We start from the raw sequence: 19,824 nt of genomic DNA, 5'->3' as shown, positions 1-19,824 counted from the left end.
CACCAAAGCCTCGTTTTTAGTGAGCGCAAGTTAAGAGGATTTACGAACCCGTAAATACCACTCAGACAGCAGTCTGACTTGTTTTTTGGTATAGCCTTTCTCCATCATTCGATTAACAAAATCATCGTGTTTACGTTGATCGTCAGTCGAGGTTTTGGCGTTAAAGGAAATTACAGGCAATAAGTCCTCTGTATTTGAGAACATTTTTTTCTCAATCACCGTGCGTAGTTTTTCGTAGCTGGTCCAAAGTGGGTTGTTGCCCTCATGGCTTGCGCGGGCGCGCAGGACAAAGTTAACGATCTCATTACGGAAATCTTTAGGGTTACTGATCCCCGCGGGTTTTTCGATTTTCTCCAGTTCGGCATTCAGTGCCGAGCGGTCAAACAATTGACCCGTTTCAGGGTCGCGATATTCCTGATCTTGGATCCAGAAATCGGCGTAGGTGACATAACGGTCGAAGATATTTTGGCCGTATTCAGAGTAGGACTCTAAGTACGCGGTTTGAATTTCCTTACCGATAAATTCGACGTATTTAGGGATTAAATAGCCTTTTAAGAACTCAAGATAACGTTCGGCGGTATCGCCGGGGAATTGTTCCTGCTCGATTTGGCGCTCGAGTACATAGAACAAATGTACAGGGTTAGCGGCAATCTCTGAGTGATCAAAGTTAAAAACCCGCGACAGGATTTTAAACGCGAAACGGGTAGAAAGACCGTTCATGCCTTCATCAACACCGGCGTAGTCGCGGTACTCTTGGTAGGATTTGGCCTTAGGATCGGTATCTTTAAGGCTTTCACCATCATAGACTCGCATCTTTGAGTAGATGGAGGAATTTTCAGGTGTTTTGATCCTCGAGAGCACACTAAATTGCGCCAAGGTTTCTAAGGTACCAGGTGCACAAGGGGCTTGAGACAGCTCGGAGTTTTGCAGTAATTTTTTGTAAATCTGCAATTCTTCCGATACCCGCAGGCAATAGGGCACTTTGACGATATAAACCCTGTCGAGAAACGCTTCATTGTTCTTGTTGTTTTTGAAGGTTGACCATTCTGACTCGTTAGAGTGCGCCAAAATGATACCGCTATAGGGCAGGGCGGATAAGCCTTCGGTACCGTTATAGTTACCTTCTTGGGTGGCGGTGAGCAGTGGGTGTAGCACCTTAATCGGCGCTTTGAACATTTCCACGAACTCCATCATCCCTTGGTTTGCACGGCAGAGTGCCCCCGAATAGGCATAGGCATCGGCATCGTCCTGCGAGAAATGCTCTAGCTGACGAATATCGACCTTACCGACCAAGGAGGAAATATCTTGGTTGTTTTCATCCCCAGGCTCGGTTTTGGCAATCGCCAATTGATCGAGGATAGAGGGATAGACCTTAACCACGCGGAATTTCGAAATATCGCCGCCAAACTCGTGCAAACGTTTCACCGCCCAAGGCGACATAATGGTTTTAAGATAACGGGTGGGAATATTAAACTCATCCCGCAGCAGCTGGCCGTCTTCTTCGACGTCGAAGAGACAGAAGGGGTGGTCATTCACCGGACTTCTCACGCCATTAGCACTTAAAATGTAAATTGGCACTTTTTGCATCAAGGCTTTAAGTTTTTCCGCCAATGATGACTTACCGCCACCCACAGGGCCGAGTAAGTATAAAATTTGCTTCGATTCTTCTAAGCCTTGGGCCGAATGTTTTAGGTAGGCGACGATTTGCTCAATCGCATCTTCCATACCGTAAAAGTCTTTAAAGGCGGGATAGCGTGAGATAAGACGATTCGAAAAGATACGGCTTAGGGTTGGATTTTTCGCGGTATCAATAATTTCGGCTTCGCCGATGGCAAGCAGTAATCGCTCGGACGCTGACATATAAGCACTGCGATCTTCTTTGCAGATATCCAGAAACTCTTGCAAAGTATATTCTTCATCGAGTTTTTGTTCGTAGCGCTTTTGGTAATGCTCGAAAATGCCCATATAAACCCCCTGAAACGCCAGTGATGTCATGGATGGATAACTGATTTTCAGCTTCCTACACTAATCTTAGACACAAACTTGCCAGCTGTGTCAAAAAAATATCAAATAAAAACAACAACAAATGATTGCAATTGCAATTGTTGCACTTGTAGTTATTGGGCGGCGTTAGGCAAAGAGGGCAAGGTGGATGATTTTTTAGGGAATAAAAAAAGAGCCACTTGGGCTCTTTTTAGGAATGACTAAGCAGCGATTAACCTGCGAAGTTTTGGTTCACGAAGTCCCAGTTAACTAATTGCCAGAAGTGGGCTAAGTAGTCAGGACGTACGTTGCGGTAATCGATGTAGTAAGCGTGTTCCCACACGTCAACAGTCAGGATTGGTGTCACAGTGCTGTCAGTCAGTGGTGTTGCAGCATTGCTAGTGTTAACGATAGCAACGGTGCCATCAGCTTTTTTAACTAACCAAGTCCAAGCGCTACCAAAGTTGTTTACCGCAGCATCGGTAAATTGGGCTTTGAATGCCTCGAATGAATCGAATGCAGCATTGATGGCATCAGCCACAGGACCTGTTGGCTCACCGCCAGCGTTAGGCGCTAAGCAGTTCCAGTAGAAAGTGTGGTTCCAAACTTGAGCTGCGTTGTTAAATACGCCACCAGTAGAAGTCTTGATGATCTCTTCTAAAGATTTACCTGCGAAATCGGTTCCTTCGATTAAACCGTTTAGCTTAACAACGTAGGTGTTGTGATGCTTGCCGTAGTGGTATTCAATGGTTTCTTGAGAAATGTGTGGTTCTAGTGCGTTCTTTGCATATGGTAATGCGGGTAATTCGAAAGCCATTAGTATCTCTCCATGGTCTTAGGTTATCGTTTTTTAAACGTGCTCACTGCGCTCTATTGTACCGATAAAATTTGTGATGTGAATCATTGTTTGGCTAATTGATTAGATAGGCGTCATCGAAAAACTAATTGTATGGCATAACCTTACAAACTGTGGGATTTTGTTCTGTGCCTAGCTGTCGTACAATAGCGGCATTGAGTCAATGTCACGTACTTAGGAATTAAAATGGAAACAGTAGAGAAAATTAAACAGCAAATCGCTGAAAACCCGATCATCGTGTACATGAAGGGTTCTCCTAAATTACCAAGCTGTGGTTTTTCATCTCAGGTAGCACAAATCATGATCAACTGCGGTGAGCAGTTTGCATTTGTGGATATTCTCCAGCACCCAGATATCCGTGCTGAATTACCTAAGTATGCAAACTGGCCAACTTTTCCACAATTGTGGATTGAAGGCGAGCTGATTGGTGGTTGTGATATCGTGGTTGATATGTACCAAAAAGGCGAATTACAGCCGTTAATCAAAGCGACTGCTGAAAAGTACAAAACCGCAGAGTAATCACACGCTATAGTGATGAAAGAATAATAAAAAGCCGCTAAGTAATAACTTAGCGGCTTTTTTGTTGCCTAACCCTAACATAAGGATTAGGCGATGAGTGATGAACTACGGCGCGAACTCACTCTGTTTAGTGTGATGCAGCGTCACGCTCGTGGTGTTTACTCGCGGGTAACAGCAGATTCATGGTGATGGCTACAATACCACAGAGGCTGATGCCTGTGAGGCTGAAGGAGCCGATGCCAAAGGCCATACCACCGATACCGAATACTAAGGTCACGCCCACAATACTTAAGTTACGAGGCTCGGTTAAGTCGACGTGGTTACGGATTAGCGTATTTAAGCCTACCGCGGCGATAGAACCAAAGAGCAAACACATTATGCCGCCCATTACTGGGACGGGAATGGTTTGCATCAGAGCGCCTAATTTACCCACGAAGGCTAAGGTAATGGCGGTGATCGCCGTCCACGTCATGATTTTGGGGTCGAAGTTGCGGGTTAAGGTCACAGCGCCAGTGACTTCCGAATAGGTAGTATTTGGTGGACCGCCGAAGGCTGCTGCGGCAATTGTCGCGACGCCGTCACCGGTTAAGGTGCGGTGCAGGCCGGGTTTTTTCATAAAATCCTTACCAGTGACATTAGAAATCGCCAGGATATCACCAATATGTTCAACCGCAGGCGCAATGGCAACAGGGATCATAAAGGCGATGGCATGCCAGTTAAATTCGGGGGCGACAAATTTTGGAATGGCGATCCAACTTGCTGCAGTGACCACCGCAAAATCCACGATACCAAAGGCAAGGCTTAGACCGTAGCCGACAATGATGCCAGCTAAAATTGGCATAACTTTAAGTAAGCCCTTAGCAAAAATTGCTACTGCTATGGTGGTACACAGGGATACCAGCGAAATAATTAACGCAGTATTTGTTGGCACTAAAGTTAAGCTACCGTCTCCACTTTTGCCTAGAGCCATATTCACCGCTACCGGGGCTAAACCTAGGCCAATGATAATAATCACAGGACCAACCACCACAGGCGGTAGCAGCTTATGGATAAAGTCGGTGCCGCGCACTTTAACCAATGCGCCAAGGAGCACATACACCATACCTGCAGCAATGATGCCGCCCATGGTTGATGGGATCCCCCAAGTTTGTACTCCATACAAAATTGGAGCAATAAAAGCGAAGGAGGAGGCAAGGAAGATAGGAACCTGACGTTTAGTAATTAATTGAAATAGAAGGGTACCAATACCCGCAGTAAACAGGGCAACACTGGTATCAAGCCCTGTGAGTAGCGGCATTAGCACTAGGGCGCCAAATGCAACAAACAGCATTTGCGCACCCTGAAGTGGGATAGCGAGTCTTTTCATTTATTATTCTCGTATATTTAGGGTAAACCGCGAGATGATAACAGTTTGTTGCTAAATGTTCTCCATAAAATGCCCATTTGCTGGGGATGATCACTGTTTTATTGCATGTGGGACGGGGAATAGGTTATCTGAGTGGCGAATAAGGCTAAGGCTCGCTAAAGGCGCTAACTATGGTACAATTTGCACTATCTGATGTTACTTCAACTACTCAAAGATGCTGAAATTTCTATTAAAGCCTAGCTTACTCGCGTTTTTATATTGCCTATTTACCGTTAATAGCTTGCAAGCTGTTGAAGTGAGTAAATTAGATGAGGCTGACGTACCTGTATCTTCCCGTGCGGTGCCTGAACGTAATAGCGCACTAAAAACGGCATTGGAAAAAGTGATCATTAAGAATACCGGTACTGCTCGTTCTTTGGATAACGCCGTTATCCAATCGCAACTGGCCAATCCCGATGCACTGCTGAGCCAGTTTGGTTACTTTGAGCAAAATGGCCAACTGTTGTTAAAAGCCAACTTTGAGCATCGCCGCATTATTACCCTGTTACGTCAGGCTCAGTTACCCGTGTGGGGTATTCAACGTCCACTGACGCTCTTTTGGGTTGCTATGCCAAGTGAAGGTGACACGATTTTACTGAGTGATTCATCAACCTTAGTCGAGCGTCAGGCATTCAATACCTTCTCTGATGAGCGTGGCATTCCTGTCATGCTACCGATCCTCGACCTTGATGAGTTAATGGGCATCAATCCCAATGATGTCAAAGGCATGTTTGCTGATATCGTGGCCAGTGTATCTGGACGTTATCAAGCCGACTTCTTAGCCCTCGTCGCTATTGACCCTGCGGTGAATCAAGTGCGTTATCGCTTAAACCTTTACTCCAAAACCACCATTGATTCGTTAACCCCACCGCTGTTTAGTTTTAATGGTACGGCAGAAAATAGCGCGCAGGCGATCACCGCTATGATGGCGGCGCTAGGCGATTACTATTTTACTAAGTACGCCATCGCCGATTCGGGCGAGCAGGTCGGTGCGAGTGTGACCTTTGTGAACATTGATAAAATGGCGCAGCTGGTTGAAGTTGAAAAATACTTAAAACAACTCAGCGCCGTGAAGAATGCGACCTTGTCGCGTATCCAAGGCAATACCGCAACGTTTTCCTTGGATTTATTTGGTTCTCAGACCGACTTTGAGCGTTTACTGAGTCTAGAGCCGCGAATTTCGGTGGTGGCGCCTGGGGAATTTTCTGCCGGTGCCAGCCCTGCGGGTAAAACTGTCTACCAATGGCGGTTACCTTAAACTTCCCTCGTTGTGACGGGGCATACGTGCTCAGTCATGTGGGGGAGTCGATAATTTATTGATATTGAGACGTACGAGTGCCATTGAACTCACCGCTACAACTGTCGTTACCGGTTTACTTACCGGATGATGAAACCTTTAACAGTTATTATCCGGCAGCGGGTAATGATGAACTTATCCAAAAGCTGCGCGCCAATGCCGAAGGCCAAGGTGAAGCCGCTATTTATGTGTGGGGACCAGTGAAATCGGGGCGGACGCACTTAATGCACGCCGCCTGTGCCCATGCCAATGAACTCGACCGCCGCAGTTTTTACCTTCCCCTTGGCATTCATGCGAGTATCTCGACCGCGCTGTTGGAAGGCCTGGAGCAGCTCGATTTGATCTGCATCGACGATGTGGATGACATTGCGGGTCACCCGATTTGGGAAGAAGCCATATTCGATTTGTATAATCGTGTCGCTGAGAACAAGCGTTGTGCGCTGGTGGTTAGCGGCCGCTCGGCGCCCGCGGATGCAGGCTTCCTGTTGCCTGATTTAGTCTCTAGAATGCAGTGGGGACTCAATTATCAACTGCAACCCATGGCCGATGATGAAAAGCTAGCGGCACTGCAACGCCGTGCGGCGATGCGCGGATTACAGTTGCCCGAAGACGTGGGCCGTTTCTTACTTAATCGTATGGCAAGGGATCTACGTACCTTGTTTGATGTGTTAGATAAACTGGATAAGGCATCCTTAGTACATCAGCGCAAGCTCACGATTCCTTTTGCTAAAGAAATGCTGCACCTGTAATCGCACTGACTTACTGTTAATCGAAAGTCTGTGTTAATAAACATTTAGTGTTAACAAAAAGCCCGTCGTATCACGACGGGCTTTTTTATCTCTCTTTATCTCACATCTATCGTTATCTTAGGTCTACTAAGAGGCTTGAGCTTAGTGTATCTGCCGATTTAGCAATCCAAATCACTGTTCAAATCACTGTTGTGGATGACGGTGACGATCGCCACTGAAACGCAGCGCTGGCTCGGTAAGCGTTTCGCTACTGGCCGCAACTCCTTGTAGTCCTTTCACGGCGGTATTGGGTGAAATCCCCAGGGTTTGGCGCCAGCTTTGGCCTTGAGTCATGGCAATGGGCTCGGGTAGGCTCGTGAGCAAGCTGATGCCGTCAAGCTCTGGCAGCATGCCATCGATCACCAAGGCGGCGCGGTTCGCCAAACTATCATCACCAATTCGTCCCCTTTGTCCCCAGTCAACAATCACAGTATCTGCTGTAAGAACTGCGGGTAGGTTAGTGACGGCCACATCGCGCTGGATTTGGTAGCGGTAACTCATCATGGCTTCTTCAAACAACATCGCCGCGTCTTCACGGGTACTGGAATAGTTGTAAAAGTCATTGGCGATGTCACCGGAGAAAAACGTACTCACATCTGAAGGTTGATAGGCTTTTTGGGTTGCAGTGGCTTTGGCGCCTAAGAAGCTCACTGCAGCAAGGCCTGTCATTTCGGTACTGGTGAGGGGATAGCTGCGACTCACTTGATCGGATATCAAACTCTTATTGGCATTTCGGCGGCTATAGTCGTCCAACAATCTGGGGCCTGTGAGCGTGGCGTGAATGCTTCTTGGGAAGAAGTCATTGGCGTGGGCAAGTTCATGGTACAAGAGTGAAGCAAGATCGGGATTAATCTGGCTGAGCGTGCGGGTGGCGCGCGTCGTGATTGGGAATCCCTGTGAAGCATATTGGTTATTTTTAACGTAACGCCACGGCATGAGGAAATTGAGCTCGCTGCCAAAGTCGCTGCGATAATCCGGCGCCTCGTTAATGCTGTCGCGCTGGGTTGGCGTGAGCCACAAATCATTCGGGTCGAGATAAATCGCCCCTGTGACCACCCAATAAAACGAGGGGCGCACATCATAGCTGATCACCACGGCAGTGACCGATTGTAGCAGGCGGGCAAAATCGCTGTTCGGGTCCATTTGACGTAAAAACGCGGCGAAATTGTCCCCCATCCAATCGTGGGACACTAATACGCGATCGAGAATAGTGTCGACATCGAGTGTATTTGAGACTTGGCCGATAAGCGGCAATTGATTGATAGTGCAAGCCTCTTTTAACTGATTCGAGTACACACAGCTCGTTAAGGCACTGGCATAGGGTGAGGCAGGGTTATAAGCGTGGGTGCGCGCCACGGGTGTATCGAAGTAGGTTGAGCTTATTGTGGGCGCCGCAGTGGTGAGCACATAGGCTTCGTCTGTCACGGTATTACCGTTAATCGTGGCCGATGCCCTAAGGCGGGTTAAGGTATCTTGACCTACAGTGGGCGCGATAAACAGGGGCCTAAAGGGATCGCTGATATCGAGACTGACACTGGGGCCCTCGGCGATACACCAATTGATGCTTGATGCACTAAGGCCCGCTTGCTGAGCGATTCGTAGGCTGACATCGTTACCCTCAACGGCTTGATGATCTTGACGAATGTTCAGCATTGCCCCCGCGCTGTTGTCGGCATTGATCGCTATTTCGCCAGTCTCATCGATATTACTGCCGCTGATATGTAGGCTAAAACGGTAGTTACCTGCAGTGGGAATATCGAAGGCTAATACTGGACTATTTTGACTCACGAGTTCAATGCTGGGTCCTTCTAACTGTTGCCAGCGGAAAGTAAGATCCTGTGAATCGCGATTCCCTAGGCTGGCGATAATGGCACTGGATTGTCCCGCCACATATTGGGGCTCAGTTTTAAAGCGGATGGCGCCTGAGTCTGTGGCGATGAGCGGAGCCACTGGGGCGCAGCGTGGCACGTTAGTGGTTGGTGGGGTGACTGTACCACCATCATTATTATCCCCACCACCGCCACCACCACAGGCGCTGAGTGCAACGGCTGCCGCGATAATACTTAATCGACGCATTGGAACCCATTTTTCCATCATGACTCACTCCAATTAACGCTATGTTATTGTTTTTGTAGTATGACTGGCTTGATTGGCCGTCATTCCTTGGCTTATCAATCGACTATAGCATGCTCTTTTGGTTACAAAAAGTGATGAAAGGTAAGTTAAATGTTGTCAGCTTGCGGAGTTGGAGCCGTACCGACAAGGGATTAATACAGCAGCGTTTTTGACTGTGAGTGAAGATTATAAAGCGGGGGTAGAATTTATAGAGTCATGATGTTTTAAATCACAATCTCTTGATTCATAAGATCATGAATAACGGCATCTTGAATAACGGCTTCTCGAATCAGAACTTCTCGAATCCAAGAGCGCGGAGCGGTATTAAAACCGAACCGCGCTTGTTAATCGGAACTTCCTTATCGGAACTTGCTCGTCGGCACTGGCTAATCGGAACTTGCTGTTCGCTGCCAGCGATGAGATTGATTGGTACTCACAATCAGTCTTGCTTGTCAGACTTTTTCTTAAGGCCTAGACCGAGTTCTCGTCCACGGATACGAGCATAAAACGGGAACGCGACTAACAGCGCGCCAATCAGCAGGACTTCAATAATGGCAAAGGCCAATGCATCGGTCGTGACATACAGCAAGGTGAGGGCGTGCAGCATATATAAGCATAAAATAAAGCTGGCCCAAGCATAGGTGTACGGATTGCCCTTTAAAATGCCTCGTACAGGCAACAATAAAGGCACTAGCCAGAGTAGGCTGAATAATAAGGTGTATTCCCCATTGATGCCCTGACCAATAAACCAACCGCCCAGCAGGAGAACGAGGGCAAGGTAGCCTAAACGGCTTAGTGTCAGCAGAGTGCTTGAGGTCATGATGTTCCTATTTTTTTCGCATCGAATGATGGTGAAATGGCCGAAGATTAGAGAATGTTCAGTACATTTTCCGGTGGACGACCAATGGCTGCCTGTTGATTGGCCAGTACGATTGGGCGTTCAATCAATTTTGGCGTTTTGACCATGGCATCAATAAGTTGCTCTTCGGTTAATGCCGGATTGGCGAGTCCCAGTGCTTGATACTCGTCTTCCTTAGTGCGCATTAACTCACGGGCGCTGAGTTTGAGAGTGGCTAAAATCCCACGGATATCAGCGGCGCTTGGAGGATTCTTAAGGTATTCCACGACTGTGATATCACAGCCTTGCTGCTCGAGTAGGGCTAAGGTTTCGCGGCTCTTTGAACAACGTGGGTTATGGTAAATCGTTGCTTGGGTCATAGTACTTATGCTCAATCGGCTAAAACAATGGCGCGGATGATAGCAGAAAAAACAGCGCCCCGTCAGGGTGTTCGGGGCGCGATTATAAGGGATAGAGATAAAATGGCTATTTTACTTCAGGGCATCCATCTCTTTATCCGCTTGTTTAAATTGGCGGATACGTGCTTCTATTCGCGCCAGTTGTAATGGATTACCTTCCGAGGCGCGGTAGGCAAAGTTAAGCTGATCGATAGCGCCCTTATAGTTAGCACCTAGTGCCATTAACTCGGCATTGGAGAAATACTCCATGCCCTGATTGCCCAATTTTTTATAGGCAAGATTGAGCAGTTGATAGGGAAGTTGATTTTGCTTATCGAGGAAAATCATGTCTTCCAGCAGTGGGATAGCCTTAGCGGGTTCACCGGCCTCAATATAGATATTGGCTAAGTTCGCATTAATCACCTGCGATGTGGGCTTCATCTTACGCTGTGCTTCGAGTAACTTAGTCGCCTGAGCAAAATCCTTACGCTCGTTGAGTAAATCCGTCTTGGTATCGATATAAAACAAGTTGTTATCATCGATTTTTAATAGCTCATCGATAATCTTTTCGGACTCATCAAATTTCTTCAATCTAAACAGTGCTAAGGCTTTACCGTAGAGGGCGGCCTCTTTAAAGCCGTAGGTTTGCTTATTGAGCTGCTTTTCAAACATGCTCAATACCGCATCGTCGCTGTAACTGGAAAAACGCACCTGAATACGGGCTTTGGCGAGCTGGAAGTTCAAATTATCCGGCACATAGCGGTGTGGATACTGGTGGGCGCGATCCCGCGCCTCGGAGATCCGTGACTCGGGTAATGGGTGAGTCAGCAACATTTGTGGTGGCGTAGTCGTAAAACGGTAGCGACTGGCAAGCTTACCAAAGAAATCAGCGGCCGCATTGGGGTCAAAGCCCGCATCAACCAAAATCTGCATGCCGATCCGGTCGGCTTCTTTTTCATGCAGACGGGTATAGTTGATTTTCGATTGGGTAGCCATGGCTTGAGTGGTTGCCAGTGCTGCCATCCCGGCCTGAGGAACCGCGATGGTTAATAAAATCGCCCCGAGTAAGCCTGCAACGGTCGCCGGACCACTTTTTTGCTGTGCTTCGAGGGAGCGCGCCAAGTGACGTTGGGTCACGTGGGTAATTTCGTGGCCGAGCACTGAGGCCAGCTCACTTTCATTATCGGCGTTAAGGAATAGCCCTGTGTGGACTGCAACGTGGCCGCCAAAAAACGCAAAGGCGTTGATTTCATCGTTTTGCAGTAAGAAGAAATAAAAGGGCGTTTTGACTCCCGTGGCGTGGGCGACCAATTTATTGCCCAGTTCAGTCAAATATTGGCTCAATACCGGATCGTTCAGCATGGGCGCCGATGAGCGAATAACGCGCATATAGGCATCGCCATAGACCATTTCTTTTTCTAGGCTGAAGGTATTGACGGCGGCGGTGCCCAAGTCGGGCAAGTCGTTGTTGGCAAAACTCTTTGCGGCTCCACCGAGTAACATTAATGAAAGTACACTCGCCGCAAGGGGTTTACATCGGGTCAAAAACGTCAAATTACGCAAGTGGATCCTTTAATTCTTTTTAAGTGTCTCAACTAAGGCGAGGGAGCCCTTAGCTTGTAGTTTGAGTTGCAACTTAGGATAATAGCCCAAGTTCATTCATAGCAAGTTCATTATGATTTTTATTGATTTAACATCATTTCGCTGCCCTGTTCCTTTGGTTAAGGTCAAACTTGCGTTGAAGTCCGTGTCTGCTGGCGACAGCTTACATATCCTACTCTCAGACCCAGGTTCCCGCCGAGATGTTCCCGCGTTTTTTAAAAAACAGGGGCATACCGTCGTGACATTGCAAGATGACGCCAGTCAGTTAGGGTTATTAATCACAAAAGTTGATTTATCGCAGGGATAAGCACGCACAAAGCATGATTCAATGCCGCAGTAAAAATGGTCAGTTAGCATCGCTGGTTGCAACTTCGCTTTTGCGTGTCGGTCATAGGTAGCAGTTAACTGATTTTCAAGCATATACACAGTAAAACGGATGCGATAAGGTTAACCACCAAAGCATAAGCTCTTTCCTGCGTTTGCGGAAAGCCAATCACCTCATTGGAACGAATTCATGTTTAGTTTTTTCTCTCGTTGGTATCAAGAGCGCTTCAGCGATCCTCAGGCGGTGACGCTGCTCGCCATTCTCGTTGGTCTTGCCCTAGTGTTGTATTTTGCGGGTGGCTTATTAGCGCCGTTACTCGTGGCGTTAGTGCTGGCCTTTTTGCTCGAATGGCCCGTGGCGCAAATGCTGAAATTGGGGATTAATCGCACGACGGGCGCTTCTTTAGTACTCGTGCTGTTTTTAGGGATAGTGGTGCTGCTGACCTTTGGCCTTATCCCGAGCGTGTGGCGCCAAGGCGTGAGCCTGATGACAGATTTGCCGAGTATGATCGACAAGGGATTACAAACCTTGCAGGGATTAGCGACCCAGTATCCGCAGTTTGTCAGCTCTGAGCAGCTCAATTTAATGGTCGCCGAGCTTAAAAAACTGCTCGATACCCAGCATGTGCTCGATATTGCCAAGCAACTGATAGGTTATTCGGCTTCATTATTGGTGCTGATGGTGTACGCCATTTTAGTGCCCTTATTAGTGTTCTTCTTTCTGAAGGATAAAGACCAACTGATCAGTGGCAGTAAACGTTTTTTCCCCACTAATCGACAGCTGGCCCGCAAGGTGTGGTTCGAAATGCACCAGCAGATCTTCAACTATATCCGCGGCAAAGTGATTGAGATTGTGATTGTCGGAGTAGCGAGCTACATCTTCTTTGCCTTTATGGGGCTGAGATACTCGGCCTTACTCGGGGTGTTGACTGGTTTGTCGGTGTTGATTCCCTATGTGGGCGCGACCTTAGTGACTCTACCCATTATGCTGGTGGCCTTTTTCCAGTGGGGTTTTAGCTCTGAGTTTGGTTATTTAATGCTAGGTTACGGCATTATTCAGGCCTTGGATGGTAACGTACTTGTACCTATCCTGTTTTCCGATGCGGTGGATTTGCATCCGGTGATCATTATTGCTGCTGTGTTAGTTTTCGGTGGTTTATGGGGCGTTTGGGGGGTGTTCTTTGCCATTCCATTAGCCTCCTTGGTGAAAGCGGTGATCAATGCTTGGCCGAAAACCGAGATTGAACCTGTGGCGATAACGCAGGTGAAGGCGGATTCGGAACAAGCCTAAGCCGCTGGCAGTAGATAAAAAGCTAATAGATAAAAACTTTTAGATAAAAAACTGGGCCTGAGTGCTCAGTTTTTTATCCGCTAACTATTTGTACTAGCTATTGTTTGTTGTACTAACGAATGCTGCACTCATCATTGCTGTAATAGATGCTCCGCGGTGGCGGCGAGGGCGCGATAGACCAAGGTCGTTTGCTTGGCTTTTATATTCCAATGCTGCCAATAGAGGGGCACCCGAATACGTTTTTCTGGGGTGAGCTCAATCAATATGCCTTTGTCTATCAAAGGTTTTGCCTGTAAGTGTCCCACTAAACCATAACCCAGACTTAAGTTAATCGCCTCTAAAAAACTCTCCGATGAGGGAATGCTGTGTTGCCACCATTGCCCTGGCAACATTTGAAAGTACTGGGCGAGGTACTTTTCATGCATTTTATCTTTGGTTGAAAATACTACGGCAGGGGCTTTCGCGAGCTGTGCTTGGGTAATTTGAGCGCCGACATCATCGTTATTTTTTGCCCATTCGAAATAACGCGCCGCAAATGCTGGGGTGGCGACGCACATATATTCCATGGTTCCTAAAAACTCGCTGCTACAACCAGCCATCGGGTTGGCTGTTGTGGTCACACAACCGACGGCCTCACCATTTTTCAATAGGTGATGAGTGTAGGATTCATCATCGACAATCAATTCCAGCAGCCAAGCATGGCGGCTGAACATATCGGCCAAGGCGGGCAAAAACCATGTCGCTAAACTGTCGGCATTGACGGCAATTCGCACTGTCGTGGGATGGTTAGGGTCATCGGCATCTAACTCGGCTCTCAATTCACTCTCGAGTAGTTGCACCTGTGAATAGTGGCGCAATAAACGTTTACCCGTAGGAGTTGCCACCACTGGCGTTGAGCGGATAAGTAAGGATTGGCCGACTCGTTCTTCTAATTGCCTGACGCGCTGTGACACCGCCGATTGGGTGATATGCAACACCTTGGCGGCGCGCTCGAAGCCACCTTCGGAGACGACGACCGCAAGCGCTTTAAGATTGGCGTATTCCAACATGATTGCCGTCCTTAAAATTATTAATTTTACTTATGATACATAAAAAACATTAGTTATATTAATTTTGTTGTTTTGTCTATGCTAGCGCCTTCTTCAGACATGAGAGGTAGGTATGCAAACGGCGTTTATACAAGGTATGGGCATTGGTGGTAGTTTGATTATTGCCGTAGGGGCGCAAAATGCCTTTGTGCTAAAGCAGGGGATTAAGCGAGCTTATCCTTTGCCGATTGCGCTGCTTTGTTCAATCATCGATGCCTTAATGATCACTGCGGGTGTGGCGGGGCTTGGGCACATTATCGAAGCCTTCCCGACTATCAAACATGTGGCCAGTTTTGGTGGTGCCGCCTTTTTGATTTGGTACGGAGCTAATGCACTTAAGGCCTCGTTTGTCGCCAAGGGGATGGAGATGGGTAATGCGCAAAATGCCGACACTTTGCGTAAGGCCATGCTGACCACGCTTGGGATCAGCCTGCTTAATCCACACCTTTATTTAGATACAGTCGTGCTGCTGGGTAGCATTAGTACTCAGTTCGAAGATGCCCATCGTCCTTGGTTTGGTGCGGGCGCGGTACTGGCTTCGTTTATTTGGTTCTTTAGCTTAAGTTTTGGTGCGCGTTTATTGGCACCGATATTTAGCCGCCCAGCGGCGTGGCGATACTTAGATCGCTTTATTTGGTTGACTATGTGGAGCATCGCCGCGGCAATCATTTGGCCATATATGACGGTAAATTAATGTATTTGTTGAAGCCTTATGGCTGATTGCCATGTTCAGGTCGAAGGTGCTAACCCTTCGACCTTATTGATATTAAGTTCAAATAGTTAAATTTACTTGTCGGCGTCGAGTGTAGGGTAAGCCTGCTCAATGGCAATGTTGAGCTTACACTTGAGTGGGCTTGATTTATTTCCCCTCCCATTGAAATTATGCCAATAGACACCATTTAACAGTTATTGCTTTAGTGTTTACTAAATGGATTATCTTTGAATTTCAGTCACATCACTTGGCTTGATGATAAAGGCCATATAAAACCTCCTGTTTTTTTATATGCTATTCTGGCTTTTCTCGCCCGAGGCTGGTGTATTTTTATTGCTTCTCTGACTCAAGCGAGTGATAGATCTGAACTGGTGAGAATCTTTTATCCTGAAAAGTCAGATTTTTTACTCGCACTCGCCGCCGGACTTGGCGCTGTCATACTCTATTTTGTGGTGCTCGCAGAAAGGCGCCGTTCTCCCATGTGGTTGAGGCCTATATTTGTCCACCTAAAATGGGGCCTATGGCTATTGTTGTTATTGGATGCAACCTTGCTGGCACAAAGGTTAATTCATGGGCAGTTTTTATTTCACTGGAGTTTAGCACTCGACGCCTTAGTCTTGTTTTGGTCATGTTTGTACGTCTACAAGTCAAAACGGCTCTGCTATTACTTGGCTGATTGGCCAAAAGAGATGGAACCCTCGGTCACCAAGGACTGATTGGTATTGATGCTTAATAGGGCACTAGAAGCATGACGCAGGGCTATTTATGATGCGGATCGAGTTTCTATCGCCCAACACCAATTCAAGACGCTTATGCGCTATCGTTTCATCTAGTTGTAATTGTTGCGATTTATTTGCTTATTTACCATTTTGTACAAATTTGTGTGTACTATCCCTCAGTTTGATAAGCATTTTTTCACTGACTGCTTACTGATTTTGTTGAATCATCTATAGTTATATGTACTTAGCTTAAATGTATGGCAAAAGGCGAGTCGTCGTTAACCTTGGGCGTGCATGAAAGGAGTCATATTGCGTGGCAAAAGCAGATCATAGAAGACTATTACTTTCTCAGCTTCAACCAGGTATGCGGGTTAAGCTCCCCTTGTCGTGGACAAATCACCCATTCTTATTTAACCGAGTTGATATCAATAGTGCGGCTCAAATTGAGATGATCCGCGGGCTAGGTGTTCCCTATGTTTACCTCATTTCTGGCAGTAATGATGAGATTGATATTACTGAAGAAGAGGAGGAAATTGAAGATACTGAAGCTGCGCCACCAGAGCGAGATCTGAAATCGGATACGCGTAAATCGATGCGATTAAGTCAAAAGCGATTTTTAGAGAGTGTTAATCAGTGTCGTAATATCTTTGGTAAGGTCGTCAGTGATCCCGAAGGGGCTTATCGATTATCGGCTACTTTAGTTGAAGATTTGCTCAGCCATTTACAAGAAGTAGAAAAGCCTTTTTTAACCTTAGTGGGTATGGATGAAAAGGATGTCAGTGTAACCCAGCATGGGGTATCTGTGGCGGTATTAGCCATGATGATTGGTCATGCACTCGATTTACCCGCGCGGGATTTGCGTGATATCGCCTTAGGCAGTTTGTTCCATGATATTGGCAAACTTAAAGTGCCTGACGTGATCCGTCGCAAACGCAGTGCTTTAACTCCCCATGAGGCTAATTACCTGCAAATGCACCCGAACTTTGGCTACGACATGCTTAATCGCTCGGGCCTGTTCCCCAAAGAAGTGCTGAATATTGTGTTACATCACCATGAGTTTGTGGATGGTTCGGGGTTTCCTGATGGGCTTACCGGTCATAAAATCCCCATCGTGACTCAAATTGTCAGTCTAGCAAATGATTACGATCAGCAACTGAGTGGTCAGCAAGCTTCTTCTCCCCAAGTCGCCCTTGGCTACTTATTTAAAAATAGGGCTAGTAAGCATTCGGAATCGTTAATTTCGGTCTTAGTTAAGATTTTAGGTATTTATCCTCCCGGGACCTTAGTCAGGCTATCCGATGAGAGCGTTGCAAAGGTTATAATGACGACTAAAGAGGTCAGTCAACCCCAGGTGTGGGCGTGTAAGGAAGATGGTAGTGAAGCCTCATTGCGCTTTTTAAGTGATGAGGGCGTTACGGTACAAAAGTCATTGCGCGTTGAGGATTTAAGCGAAGGGGCGACTCGTACTTTACAAGTGGATAAGGGCATAAGCTTTTATTTTAGCTCGTTACAGACTTGAATCCCTGTGTCAGAGTTCCGTATGCTATTGGCCGATAATAACTAGGCCAGAGTGGATGGAACAAACAGTGTTACAACAAAAAAGTGTGGCAGTTGTTGGGTGTGGATGGTTTGGGGTTGCTCTTGCCAAGCATTTAGTACAAGCGGGTTACCGAGTCACTGGCGCTAAACGCCACATGGAGGAGTTAGGGCCTCTCACTGAAGTCGGTATCCAGGGATTTCAATTACAACTCGGGGCAGAAGCCGAGGTATTAGCGGATCCACAATCACTACAAGGGTTGTTCCAGACAGATTTTCTTGTCGTCAATATTCCTCCGCGGTTAAAACATGGCAATACCGCCTATATTCAAGAATTACAGCAGTTAATTGCGCTAACCCAAGGCTGGCATTATCAAGGTATAGTGTTTATCAGTACCACAGGCGTTTATCCCTCCCTAGATAAGTCGATGACAGAAGCGGACGCACAGGCTGAATCGGCTTCATCACAGGTGTTATTGGATGCCGAAGCCTTATTTGCTCGCCAACCGAATAGTTGCATCGTACGTTTTGCTGGCTTGGTTGGACCCAAACGTCATCCTGGGCGCTTCTTTGCCGGTAAAACCGATGTGGCGGGTGGTAATGTTGTGGTTAATCTTGTGCATTTGCAGGACTGCGTCGCGGCGGTGAGCTTGATTATTGCTGCAAAGGCGAAAGGAGAGAAGGTCGCTGCTGTCTATAATCTTTGCGCGTCAGAGCATCCTTCGAGAAGCGAATTTTATGTAGCGGCTGCCGAGTCCTTGGGATTAGCGGCGCCGCAATTTAATGGGCAGCTACAACCCAGCAAAGTCATTCTAGGAGATGCGATAGTCCGCGAGCTTGGGTTTGAGTATCAGTTTGCGTCGCCCCTTGAAATGCTTGCGGCCTGTTAGTGGGTGATTTAGCACCTATTGTTAACAAATGTTTAAGAACCTTAGCCATATTTTGATGTATCTTAATGGTCTGTGCGTGTCGCAAACGACTTACGATTCAATGATGCAGTTACTAATAAGAAGAGAAAATATGAAAAGCCTAACTAATTTTGTTCGACCTTTGGCGGCGCTGGCCTGTGGATTGGTGTTAAGTGCGAGCTTTGCGCTGCAGGCGGCGAGTTTTGAAGAAGGGAAGGATTATGTCACTGTCGCTGGCATCAGCGAAGCACAAAAGCCTGTGCTGCGTGAGTTCTTCTCCTATAATTGCCCGCATTGTTACAAGCAGGAACCCTTTGTCGCTTCCACGGTAAAACTCTTAGGCAAGGATGTGGCTTTCGAGCGCACGCCTGTGGGCGCGGGGCGTCCTGCATGGGAGTTGAGTCAATTAGCCTATTTTGTTGCGCAAAAGCTGAACATGACTAAGCAAGTGCACGAAGCGATTTTTAAACAAATCCATGAAAAGGGTGAACAATTTACTCGTCCTGAACAGGTAAAAGCTTTCTTTGTGGCACAAGGCGCGAAGGCCGATGATGTTGATGCAGCGATGAACTCTGTCGATGCGAAGTTTACTATGATGAATTACGACTCACAGGCGGAATTATCGGGTATTAAGGGCGTGCCATCCTTATTAGTCAATGGCCGCTATTTAGTGACCTCTAAGGTGCATACACCTGAAGAGTTGGCCGAGCTAGTCAAATTCTTAGCCGCCAAGTAAAAGGCTGATAGCTGTGTTTATCACAGCGTAAATTTACTGTTTTCCAATAACCCAGCGATGCTGGGTTATTTTTTGCCATTTTGCTGTTATATCTTAGCTGCAGCAATTGAGTTTATGACAGCCGACTAACCCCAATGCAGTACGATATTTTGTTTATATCACAGCCAGTTAGTGTTACCTATCGTCGTATCTTACTGTCATCTAGCACGTCATTTTGTCGGTTTCTAGCCTTAGGATCTTCGACATTGGTCTAAGCCGCTTAAAAAATAACTTTTGCATCAAAATGTAAAATCATTGTTAACTTTATGATTTTAAATACTATTCGATTTTTTCTGATGTGAGGTGCTTCGCAAATTAGACTAAGGTCTTGATTGTGGTCACTCCAGCTGTTGCTAGATTTAACAAGACTTAAAAATAAAACAGCACAGGGGAGTCGCTATGGCATTTGAAAACAACGATAAAGCAAAAGGTTACTGGAATGAGAATTTACGTCTCGTTTTAGGCCTATTGGCTATTTGGGCCGCAGTCTCATTTGGATGTGGCATTCTATTGGTTGATGTACTCAATGAAATCCATTTCATGGGCTTCAAGTTAGGTTTCTGGTTTGCCCAACAGGGATCTATGTATGTCTTTGTTGCGCTTATTTTTGTCTACGCGGCAAAAGCCAACGCCTTAGATAAAAAATATAACGTACAAGAAGACTAAGGAG

At 46.8% G+C, this 19,824-nt stretch carries 19 protein-coding genes; 11 read left to right on the top strand and 8 right to left on the bottom strand.

The features are described from left to right. Positions 1–30 precede the first annotated feature (30 nt). Positions 31–1,965: a PrkA family serine protein kinase gene (locus EYR25_RS20025; RefSeq protein WP_133182460.1), complete on the bottom strand. Its 1,935-nt coding sequence runs from the start codon at positions 1,963–1,965 to the stop codon at positions 31–33. A gap of 250 nt (positions 1,966–2,215) precedes the next feature. Continuing rightward, positions 2,216–2,800: a superoxide dismutase [Fe] gene (gene sodB / locus EYR25_RS20020; RefSeq protein ID WP_133182458.1), complete on the bottom strand. Its 585-nt coding sequence runs from the start codon at positions 2,798–2,800 to the stop codon at positions 2,216–2,218. A 225-nt stretch (positions 2,801–3,025) separates the two neighbouring features. On the opposite strand from sodB, the gene EYR25_RS20015 reads away from it, so the two are divergent. Next, positions 3,026–3,358: a Grx4 family monothiol glutaredoxin gene (locus tag EYR25_RS20015; RefSeq protein ID WP_007649079.1), complete on the top strand. Its 333-nt coding sequence runs from the start codon at positions 3,026–3,028 to the stop codon at positions 3,356–3,358. A 127-nt stretch (positions 3,359–3,485) separates the two neighbouring features. Here EYR25_RS20015 and EYR25_RS20010 read toward each other — a convergent pair whose 3' ends face one another. Next, positions 3,486–4,724: a uracil-xanthine permease family protein gene (locus EYR25_RS20010; protein WP_133182456.1), complete on the bottom strand. Its 1,239-nt coding sequence runs from the start codon at positions 4,722–4,724 to the stop codon at positions 3,486–3,488. 214 nt (positions 4,725–4,938) lie between these two features. Here EYR25_RS20010 and EYR25_RS20005 point away from each other — a divergent pair, with 214 nt between their 5' ends. Together EYR25_RS20005 and hda are read left to right on the top strand one after the other, a co-directional pair. Then, a complete protein-coding gene (locus EYR25_RS20005; protein ID WP_133182454.1) occupies positions 4,939–6,021 on the top strand; it encodes a DUF2066 domain-containing protein in 1,083 nt (360 codons plus the stop codon). A gap of 77 nt (positions 6,022–6,098) precedes the next feature. After that, complete coding sequence (gene hda / locus EYR25_RS20000; RefSeq protein WP_011622356.1) at positions 6,099–6,809, top strand: DnaA inactivator Hda; 711 nt, start codon at positions 6,099–6,101, stop codon at positions 6,807–6,809. Positions 6,810–6,992: 183 nt separating this feature from the next. Here hda and EYR25_RS19995 read toward each other — a convergent pair whose 3' ends face one another. The 4 genes from EYR25_RS19995 to bepA form a co-directional block, all read right to left on the bottom strand. Continuing rightward, the gene (locus EYR25_RS19995; RefSeq protein WP_133182451.1) at positions 6,993–8,945 is read right to left on the bottom strand and encodes a hypothetical protein; all 1,953 of its coding nucleotides are present in this window, start codon (positions 8,943–8,945) and stop codon (positions 6,993–6,995) included. A 457-nt stretch (positions 8,946–9,402) separates the two neighbouring features. Then, entirely contained in the window at positions 9,403–9,783 is a 381-nt protein-coding gene (locus EYR25_RS19990) for a DUF2069 domain-containing protein (RefSeq protein WP_011716678.1), read from the bottom strand. 47 nt (positions 9,784–9,830) lie between these two features. After that, a complete protein-coding gene (gene arsC, locus EYR25_RS19985) occupies positions 9,831–10,181 on the bottom strand; it encodes an arsenate reductase (glutaredoxin) (RefSeq protein ID WP_088211409.1) in 351 nt (116 codons plus the stop codon). Between the two features lie 111 nt (positions 10,182–10,292). Next, complete coding sequence (gene bepA / locus EYR25_RS19980; protein WP_011716680.1) at positions 10,293–11,762, bottom strand: beta-barrel assembly-enhancing protease; 1,470 nt, start codon at positions 11,760–11,762, stop codon at positions 10,293–10,295. Between the two features lie 112 nt (positions 11,763–11,874). Between bepA and EYR25_RS19975 the strand changes: the two genes are divergently transcribed. Together EYR25_RS19975 and EYR25_RS19970 are read left to right on the top strand one after the other, a co-directional pair. Continuing rightward, positions 11,875–12,108: a sulfurtransferase TusA family protein gene (locus tag EYR25_RS19975; protein ID WP_109287608.1), complete on the top strand. Its 234-nt coding sequence runs from the start codon at positions 11,875–11,877 to the stop codon at positions 12,106–12,108. A 207-nt stretch (positions 12,109–12,315) separates the two neighbouring features. Beyond that, on the top strand, positions 12,316–13,416 hold the full coding sequence (locus EYR25_RS19970; protein ID WP_023266291.1) for an AI-2E family transporter: 1,101 nt from the start codon (positions 12,316–12,318) through the stop codon (positions 13,414–13,416). Positions 13,417–13,547: 131 nt separating this feature from the next. Here the strand turns inward: EYR25_RS19970 and EYR25_RS19965 are convergent, their stop codons facing one another. Then, complete coding sequence (locus EYR25_RS19965) at positions 13,548–14,465, bottom strand: LysR family transcriptional regulator ArgP (RefSeq protein WP_133182449.1); 918 nt, start codon at positions 14,463–14,465, stop codon at positions 13,548–13,550. 112 nt (positions 14,466–14,577) lie between these two features. On the opposite strand from EYR25_RS19965, the gene EYR25_RS19960 reads away from it, so the two are divergent. The 6 genes from EYR25_RS19960 to EYR25_RS19935 all read left to right on the top strand — a co-directional run bounded on the left by EYR25_RS19960 (position 14,578) and on the right by EYR25_RS19935 (position 19,820). After that, positions 14,578–15,198, top strand: a complete 621-nt coding sequence (locus EYR25_RS19960) for a LysE/ArgO family amino acid transporter (protein WP_133182447.1) — start codon at positions 14,578–14,580, stop codon at positions 15,196–15,198. A 245-nt stretch (positions 15,199–15,443) separates the two neighbouring features. Beyond that, positions 15,444–15,932: a DUF2919 domain-containing protein gene (locus EYR25_RS19955; protein WP_023266288.1), complete on the top strand. Its 489-nt coding sequence runs from the start codon at positions 15,444–15,446 to the stop codon at positions 15,930–15,932. A gap of 316 nt (positions 15,933–16,248) precedes the next feature. Next, positions 16,249–17,454 (top strand): HD-GYP domain-containing protein, encoded by a 1,206-nt coding sequence (locus EYR25_RS19950; RefSeq protein WP_133182445.1) that lies wholly within the window; start codon positions 16,249–16,251, stop codon positions 17,452–17,454. A 55-nt stretch (positions 17,455–17,509) separates the two neighbouring features. Beyond that, positions 17,510–18,361: a Rossmann-fold NAD(P)-binding domain-containing protein gene (locus EYR25_RS19945; protein WP_133182443.1), complete on the top strand. Its 852-nt coding sequence runs from the start codon at positions 17,510–17,512 to the stop codon at positions 18,359–18,361. Between the two features lie 130 nt (positions 18,362–18,491). Further along, positions 18,492–19,115, top strand: coding sequence for a thiol:disulfide interchange protein DsbA/DsbL (locus EYR25_RS19940; RefSeq protein WP_133182441.1), 624 nt, complete (start codon positions 18,492–18,494; stop codon positions 19,113–19,115). Between the two features lie 438 nt (positions 19,116–19,553). Continuing rightward, entirely contained in the window at positions 19,554–19,820 is a 267-nt protein-coding gene (locus EYR25_RS19935) for a DUF4212 domain-containing protein (protein ID WP_011622295.1), read from the top strand. Positions 19,821–19,824 lie beyond the last annotated feature (4 nt).

The organism is Shewanella decolorationis (assembly GCF_004354305.1).
Lineage (GTDB): Bacteria > Pseudomonadota > Gammaproteobacteria > Enterobacterales > Shewanellaceae > Shewanella > Shewanella decolorationis.
This window is presented reverse-complemented; position numbering and strand designations above follow the sequence as displayed.